The 7,269-nt window shown below is 69.9% G+C and carries 7 protein-coding genes; 6 read left to right on the top strand and 1 reads right to left on the bottom strand.

What is annotated here, in order from left to right; genetic code table 11:
* The first annotated feature begins 133 nt into the window (after positions 1-133).
* The 5 genes from VGI12_22810 to VGI12_22830 all read left to right on the top strand — a co-directional run bounded on the left by VGI12_22810 (position 134) and on the right by VGI12_22830 (position 5,938).
* Complete coding sequence (locus VGI12_22810; GenBank protein HEY2435519.1) at positions 134-1,210, top strand: TonB family protein; 1,077 nt, start codon at positions 134-136, stop codon at positions 1,208-1,210.
* 18 nt (positions 1,211-1,228) lie between these two features.
* Positions 1,229-2,053, top strand: coding sequence for an FxLYD domain-containing protein (locus tag VGI12_22815; GenBank protein ID HEY2435520.1), 825 nt, complete (start codon positions 1,229-1,231; stop codon positions 2,051-2,053).
* A 2-nt stretch (positions 2,054-2,055) separates the two neighbouring features.
* Positions 2,056-3,168, top strand: a complete 1,113-nt coding sequence (locus tag VGI12_22820) for a VWA domain-containing protein (protein ID HEY2435521.1) — start codon at positions 2,056-2,058, stop codon at positions 3,166-3,168.
* 115 nt (positions 3,169-3,283) lie between these two features.
* Positions 3,284-4,012, top strand: a complete 729-nt coding sequence (locus tag VGI12_22825; protein HEY2435522.1) for a ZIP family metal transporter — start codon at positions 3,284-3,286, stop codon at positions 4,010-4,012.
* An 81-nt stretch (positions 4,013-4,093) separates the two neighbouring features.
* Positions 4,094-5,938 carry a carboxypeptidase-like regulatory domain-containing protein gene (locus VGI12_22830; GenBank protein ID HEY2435523.1) on the top strand — a complete coding sequence of 615 codons (1,845 nt, stop codon included), beginning with the start codon at positions 4,094-4,096 and terminating at the stop codon, positions 5,936-5,938.
* Between the two features lie 37 nt (positions 5,939-5,975).
* On the opposite strand, the gene VGI12_22835 is transcribed toward VGI12_22830, so the two are convergent.
* The gene (locus tag VGI12_22835; protein ID HEY2435524.1) at positions 5,976-6,770 is read right to left on the bottom strand and encodes a hypothetical protein; all 795 of its coding nucleotides are present in this window, start codon (positions 6,768-6,770) and stop codon (positions 5,976-5,978) included.
* Positions 6,771-6,790: 20 nt separating this feature from the next.
* Between VGI12_22835 and VGI12_22840 the strand changes: the two genes are divergently transcribed.
* A partial coding sequence (locus tag VGI12_22840) for a hypothetical protein (GenBank protein HEY2435525.1) occupies positions 6,791-7,269 on the top strand: 479 nt, incomplete at its 3' end.

Here is a 7,269-nt window from a genome sequence, read left to right on the forward strand (position 1 = left end):
TTGAACACTGTCTCAGTCGAGCGACAGACGGACCGGGTCCGGCGAACAGATCCGGCCGGGAACGGCCGACAAGCCGATGGAACGGGCTTTGCGCCGGGAGTCCCGAATCCCACGCCGGCGGACGCCGCCAATCGTGACCACCACCACCCTCGAGCCGACCGACGTCTATTCCGCGGGCGAAATCGCCCGGGCGGCGGGAGCGCGTACGCACGAGGTGCATGAGCTGGCTCGAGCGGGGCTGATTCGTCCGCTCACGGGGGCGGGGTATTTCACTGGTGCGGATGCCGTTATCGCCTTCCGGGCGCTGGCCGGAGGGGGAGGAGAACGCCCTCTCTTTCGGCCCACGGCGGGCGTGCGACGCGAGCCGGGCCTCCCGCTGGCCGTCTCCGGAAGCTTGCACGCCGCTACCGTGCTCGTGGTGGCCCTCCTGACCTCGGCCGGCCTGACCCGGAACCAGGCGCGTGACGCCTCGAGCCACACGCCGTCACAGCTGGTATTTCTCGTGTCGCCAGGCCCCGGAGGGGGTGGCGGCGGCGGGGGGTTGAAGGACCCGGTTCCCGCGCCCGCCGCTCAACGGCACGGCGTCGAGGCCATGCGCAGCCCGGTCGCCGTGCACCGGCGTCCGCCGCCAATCGTCGCCGTCCGTCATACGCCGCCGCCGAGGGTCGAGCCGGCGCGCAACGTCCGCCCGGATCCGCCCCCGGTCGAAAAGGCCGCGGCCATCCAGCCGGTGTTCGCGCCGGTGACGCCGGCGGCCCCCGATCCGCGCGAACGCGCCGGTGTGACCACCCCCGCTGCGGCCGATCACGACAGCCACGGCCCCGGCACCGATGGCGGCGTCGGGAGCGGCCGGGGAACAGGGCTTGGAGAAGGGGACGGCTCCGGCATCGGATCGGGCACCGGCGGCGGCGCCGGCGGCGGCCCATATCGTCCGGGCACCGGCATCACCCCGCCGTCGATTCTCCGTGAGGTCCGCCCCGACTATACCGACGAGGGGCGGCGCCGCGCGGTCGAAGGGGACGTCGTCCTCGAGATCGTTGTCCGCGCCGACGGCAGCGTCGGATCGGTGAAGGTGCTGCAAGGTCTCGGCGCTGGACTCGATCAACGGGCGATGGACGCCGTCCGCCAGTGGCGATTCAACCCGGCGAAGCGCTATGGCACGCCGGTGGACGTCATCGTCGAGGTGGCGGTGGAATTCAAACTTCGGTAAGGGACTCCGCAACTCACCATGGATGCCACACTCGTAACCGTGACCGTACTGTCGATGGGAATGGCGGGAACGCTCAGCGTCATCGTCTGGCGACTGCTGCGCGACGAACAGCGCCGCAGCGAGGCGCGCATCGCGGCGCTGACCGCTGCGGCGTCGGCGCCGGCCGTCGACGCCGCACCGCCGCCGATAGGGGACGGCCCGGTTCGGAAGCCCGCGCCGGTGATCGGGGCCTTTCGCGCAGCCAGCAGCCACGCGCCCTCCGATCTGCCGTTGCGACTGGCTGGCGCGACGCCCGCCGCAGAGCCCGTGACGGCCGCCGCGATGTTTGCGCCACCGGCGGATGCGCCGGCCTGGGGCAACCGCTTGGCGATCATCGCCGCACTCGTACTCGTCGGCGCTTCGGCGTTGTTGATCGCGATGACGGCCGGCCGCGCACGCGCCGCCGCGCATGCTTCCAACGGCGCCGCGGCGCCGCAGGCCCCCCTCGAGGCCGAGCTCGAGCTGCTGTCGCTCCGCGACACCCGCGACAGCGGCGCCCTGACCATCAGCGGCATGGTGCACAATCCGCGCACGGCGCCGGCGCTGGCCCGGGTCACCGTGACGGCATACACGTTCGACGACAAAGGAGCCTTTCTGGCCAGCGGCCGCGCCTTATTGGACGTGACCGCGCTCGCGCCCGGCGAGGACTCCCCGTTCGTCGTGTCGGTGCCGGCCGGTGATGCGGTCGCACGCTACCGGATCGGGTTCCGTGCGGAGAACGGTCGGGTCATCGGACACGTGGATCGGCGGCAGCAGGGTCCCGTGGCGTCGGCGCAACGGCTGCCGGAAGAGACACACGAATAGCAATGCGCTCGAAACGTTTTTCGATCGTGGCCATCTCCCTGGCGCTGGCCGGCGCCTTCGTCGCGGCGCAGCAGCCGGCGGCGCCGCCGGCGGGCGCGCCGCAGGAGCCGCCGGCGTTCAGGTTCCGCACCGGCGTCGAGCTGATCAATGTGAACGCGACGGTGACGGACCTGAGCGGCCGGTTCGTGCCGGGCCTGGCGCGCGAAGACTTCCGCGTCTTCGACGACGACGCCCTTCAGACCGTGACGCACTTCAGCGCCGAGCGCGTCCCGGTCAGCATCGGCATCGTCCTCGACACGAGCGGCAGCATGGACGGCGAAAAGATCGTCGCGGCGCGCGCGGCGCTCAACCGCTTCCTCTCGGAGTTGCTCGACGTCGACGACGAGGTCTTCCTGTATCGCTTCGACAACGCGCCCCAGCTGCTGCAGGGCTGGACCAAGGACAAGCAGGTGGTCAGCGACGCAGTCGCGCGCATCCAGCCCCGCGGCGGCACGGCGCTCTACGACGCGGTCGCCGACGCCGTGCAGATGGCCCAGCAGGGTCACAACCGCAAGAAGGCGGTGCTCATCATCTCCGACGGCAACGACACCAGCAGCCGCACCGACGTGTTCGCGGTGAAACAGCTGATCCGCGAGACTGAAGTGCTGGTCTACGCCATTGGCGTCGACACGTCGGGCGTGGTCACGCAGCCCCGGCGCTACCATCCAGCGCCGTCGTTCTCGCCGAACCGGGCGTTCTTTCAGAGGGGGATCCCGATCCCGATGCCGTTTCCGATGCCCGGACGCCGGCCGCCGGCCCAACCGCCGCCGTCGAACCCGCCCGGGTCGGGCGGCTCGGGCGGATCGAACTGGCACCGCGGCGGCAACGACGATCACGTCAACGTCGCCGCGCTTCGAGACATCACCGACGACAGCGGCGGACGCACCGAGATCATCCGGTATGCGCGCGACCTCGATCCGGCAACGGCCGGCATCGCCGACGAGTTGAGCCGCCAGTACTACCTCGGTTACTCGCCGCAGGGACCGCAGGACGGCCGCTGGCACACCATCCGGGTCGAAGTGCGCAACCAGTCGTACCACGTGCGCGCCAGGCGGGGGTACGTCGCGGCGAAGTGAGTGCGGAGCTGCCACGGGCAGCCGGCAGTGCCAGGGACGGGCAGAAGGCTGCGGATAGCCGACCGGATTGGGTAAACTGCCCCTGCTGACCGCTGACCGCTAACTGCCACTTTCCGTGTCCCTCGTCCCCATCGCCGTCGGCCTCTCGATTCTCGGCTCCCTTGGCGGCGTCATTGTCGCCTCGTCGTTCCTGCTGCTCGGCGAACCGATCCGCACCCGCCTGATCCCGTGGTTGATCAGTTTCGCGGTCGGCACGCTCATCGGGGTGGCGCTGCTGGATCTGGTGCCGGAGGCGCTCGTCGCGCTGGCGCCACGGCCGGCGATGTTCACGCTCGCCGCCGGCATCCTGGCGTTCTTCCTCCTCGAGAAAGCGGTGATCTGGCGGCACTGTCACGAGGACGAAGCCTGTCATGTCCACAACCGGGCCGCGTCGCTCGTCATCGTCGGCGACAGCTTCCATACCTTCGTCGACGGCGCGGTGATCGCGGCGGCGGTGCTCACCTCGGTGCCGCTCGGCTTGACGACGGCGCTGGCCGTGGCGGCGCACGAAATTCCACAGGAGGTCGGCGACGTGGCGATCCTCCTGCGCGCCGGCTATTCGCGCCGGCGCGCGTTCACCCTCAATGTCCTCGCCGGCGGCGGCGGCATTCTCGGGGCAGCGGCGATGATCGTTGCGGGACGGGCGCTCCCGCAGGTGCTGCCGTACGTGCTGGCGTTCGCGGCCGGCAATTTCCTCTACGTCGCCATGGCGGATCTCATTCCCGATCTGCACCGCGGCAACAGCGGCGCGGCGCGGCAACTGCTCCTGATCGCCGCCGGCGTGGTGGTGATAGCGCTGCTGTGAAGGGCGAGCCGCAGAGGGCCGTTTCGTGATGTTTGTGTGGCCGATTGACCTGAACCCCTCCGTCGGTCGTAGATTATCGACATGAGCCTTCGCCATCCGACAGCGCTTGGTGCCGTTTTCGCGCTGGCGATCACGTCGCTGACGGGCTGGCAGGGCACGCAAGGACAGGCCGGACAGCCGCAGGGACGCGGCGCCAGCCCGCAGGCGCGCGACCGCGGGCCCGCCGCCACGCCGCAGGGTACCGCCGTGATTGCCGGCCGTGTCCTGACCGATACCGGCAAGCCGGTCAAGCGGGCCAGGGTCTCGGTCAGCGGAGGGGGTGCGGGCGCCGGCCGCGGCAACGGCAGCGCCGCCACCGACGAACAGGGACGTTACTCGATCGGCGGACTGACGGCCGGCGCGTACAACATCACCGCATCGAAAGCCGGCTTCGTCGACGCGATCTACGGCCAGCGTCATCCCTTGCAGCCGGGCACCCCCCTGACGCTCGCCGACGCGCAGACCGCGACGAACGTCGACCTGAGCCTGATTCGCGGCGGCGTCATCAACGGCCGTGTCGGCGACGAGGATGGCGAGCCGCTCGCCCGCGCGCTCGTCACCGTCCAGCGCTACCAGTACGTTCGAGGTGAGCGGCAGCTGACGCCTGCGGGCGCCGATCAGACCGACGACCGAGGCATGTACCGCGTGTTCGGCCTGCCGCCAGGCGACTACTACGTGAGCGCGACCACTTCGGGTCTTGGCGATCTGATCGGACGCGGCATGCAGCAGCTGGCCGCCGGCCTCGGTGTCGCCGGCCGCGGCGGCCCGCTTGGCGGACGCGGCGGTTTCGGCGGGCCGGACCAGGCGGAGCCGACCGGTTATGCGCCCACTTACTATCCTGGCGTCGTCAGCGCAACCGAAGCCGGCAAGCTGACGATCGGGCCGGGCCAGGAAGCGTCGGGGATCGATTTCCAGATCCAGCTCGTCGCGCTCGCGACGGTCAGCGGCATCGTCGCGGGCTCGCAGGACGGCGCCAGCGTGATGCTCGCCGCGGCGGACGCCAGCGGCAGCGTCGGTCCGCTCGGCGGACAGACGTTCAACGGCCGCACTGTGGCCGACGGCACGTTCACGATCGCCAATGTGCCGCCAGGACACTATGTGGCGATCGCGCGATCGGGGGGACGCGCTGACGAGCCGCGCACCGCGGTGCAGCCGCTGCTCGTCAGCGGCGAGAACATTCAGGGACTGACGCTGCTGCTGCAGCCAGGCGCGACGGTTTCCGGACTCATCACCGTCGAATCGGCGGGGACGCCGTCGCCGACCGACTACTCGATTTTTCGCGTCGACATCGCCGACGTCGATCCGCTGCCGGGCGGCCGCGGCGGCGGCGGACGCGGCGGCCCCTTCGGCGCCGACAACCGCGTCGAAAGAAACGGCAGCTTCGCGATCACCGGCGTGCAGCCGGGCCGCCACTACGTGCGCGTGAGCGGTGGCGGGAACCCCGCCCAGGGCGGCGGACAGTGGACGTTGAAGGCGGTGCAGATTGGCGGCACCGACGCGGCCGACGTGCCGTTCGAAGTCAAGCCCGGGCAGAACCTCGATGGCGTCAACGTCGTGCTCACCGATCGCGCGACGCAGCTCACCGGCACCGTACGCGACAGCCAGAACGCCGGCGCTGCCGGTCTCACGGTGGTCGCGTTCTCGACCGATCCCCAGTTCTGGCGCGCCCAATCGCGGCGCATCTCCACCTCGCGCAGCGGCGACGGCGGCGCCTACCGGATTCGCGGCCTGCCGGCAGGCGACTACTACGTGCTCGCAACCGGCGACGTCGAGCAGGGGCAGTGGTTCGATCCCGCCTATCTGGACTCGGTGAAGGACAAGGCCGCGCACGTCACGCTGCAGGACGGCGACCAGAAGACCCTCGACCTCAGCGGACCCGGTTCATAACCCGGACGCCGCGGCCGCAGCCGTTCAGCGGCAGGGCTCAGGCGCTCTCGGTATCGGCGCCGCGTCTCATCGTCAGCCAGATGAGGCCGGCGAGCACCAGCAGCGCGGCGGCGAACGCGATCCCGAACAGCCACAACGTGCGGTAGAGGATCGACTCGCGATCCATGCGCACTTCCATGACGTCGGCGGTGCGGTCTTCGGCGTAGGCGATTGGCTTGCCCTTGAGCCGCTCCGACAGGCGCTGCTCCCAGACGACGATGTTGCCGCGCGCGGAAGGACGCGACTCGTTGCGATCGAGATAGCGCGAGTTCTGGTACCGGATGCGAGCCGGCAGATGCAGGCGGAACGCGACGACTTCGTCGCCGCGCCAGGGCGGCAGCGTCACGGTGGGAGCGGTCGGTTGCGCCAGCGTCTGTCGGAAGGTGAGCAGCGCCCCTTCGGGCCGCAGCTCGTAGCTCCTGCCGGCGAACAGTGCGGCCTTCGGCAGCACGCGGACATCGGGAATCGTCAGGTGGATGCCGACGAAGCGGCGGCCGTGCCGCGTCCAGGTGCTGATCCGTCCAACCGACGTATAGGGAGACGTGTAGCGGGCGCGCAATTCGTCACGGATCGGATCGGCGCCCGCCGCGACGTCGGCGTCGAGCGACATCGATTTCAACGCATCGAGCGCCGGCACCGAGGCGTTGACGACGAGCGACGCCGACCCGTCCAGACTGAGCGTGAGATCTTCCTCGTATTCGTAGTCGGGAGCGAGCGGATTGGCAATGCCGCAGGCGGCCACCGCCGCCGCCAGCACGGTGGCGAGCAGCGCCGCACGCGCGCGTGAGTACATCACGCGGATGATACAATTAAATGTTGCGTCTCTTCCTGATCGACGGCAGTTCGCAGATGTACCGCGCCTACCACGCGCCGGTTCGCACGGCTGAAGGCGGACTGCTGCGGAACGCGCAGGGACGGCCGACCAACGCGGTCTACATCTTCGTCACGATGCTGCGGAAGCTGATCGTCGATCACCATCCGGAGTACATCGCCGCGTCATTCGATTTGCCGGGGCGCACCTTTCGCGACGACCTCGCCGCGGACTACAAGGCGAACCGCGCGCCGATGCCCGACGAACTCGCCGAGCAGATTCCGATGGTGCATGCCGCGTGCGAGGCGCTCGGGGTGCCGATCATCACCTCGGAGCGCTACGAGGCCGATGACGTGATCGGCACGCTCGCGGTGCAAGCGACGGCGGCGGGATTCGACGTCGCGATTGTCACGCTCGACAAGGATTTCTTCCAGCTGGTCGGCGACGGGATTCGCGTCTTCAATCCGCGCGACGAAGGCAC

The sequence above is a fragment of the Vicinamibacterales bacterium genome, assembly GCA_036496585.1.
GTDB lineage: Bacteria > Acidobacteriota > Vicinamibacteria > Vicinamibacterales > 2-12-FULL-66-21 > JAICSD01.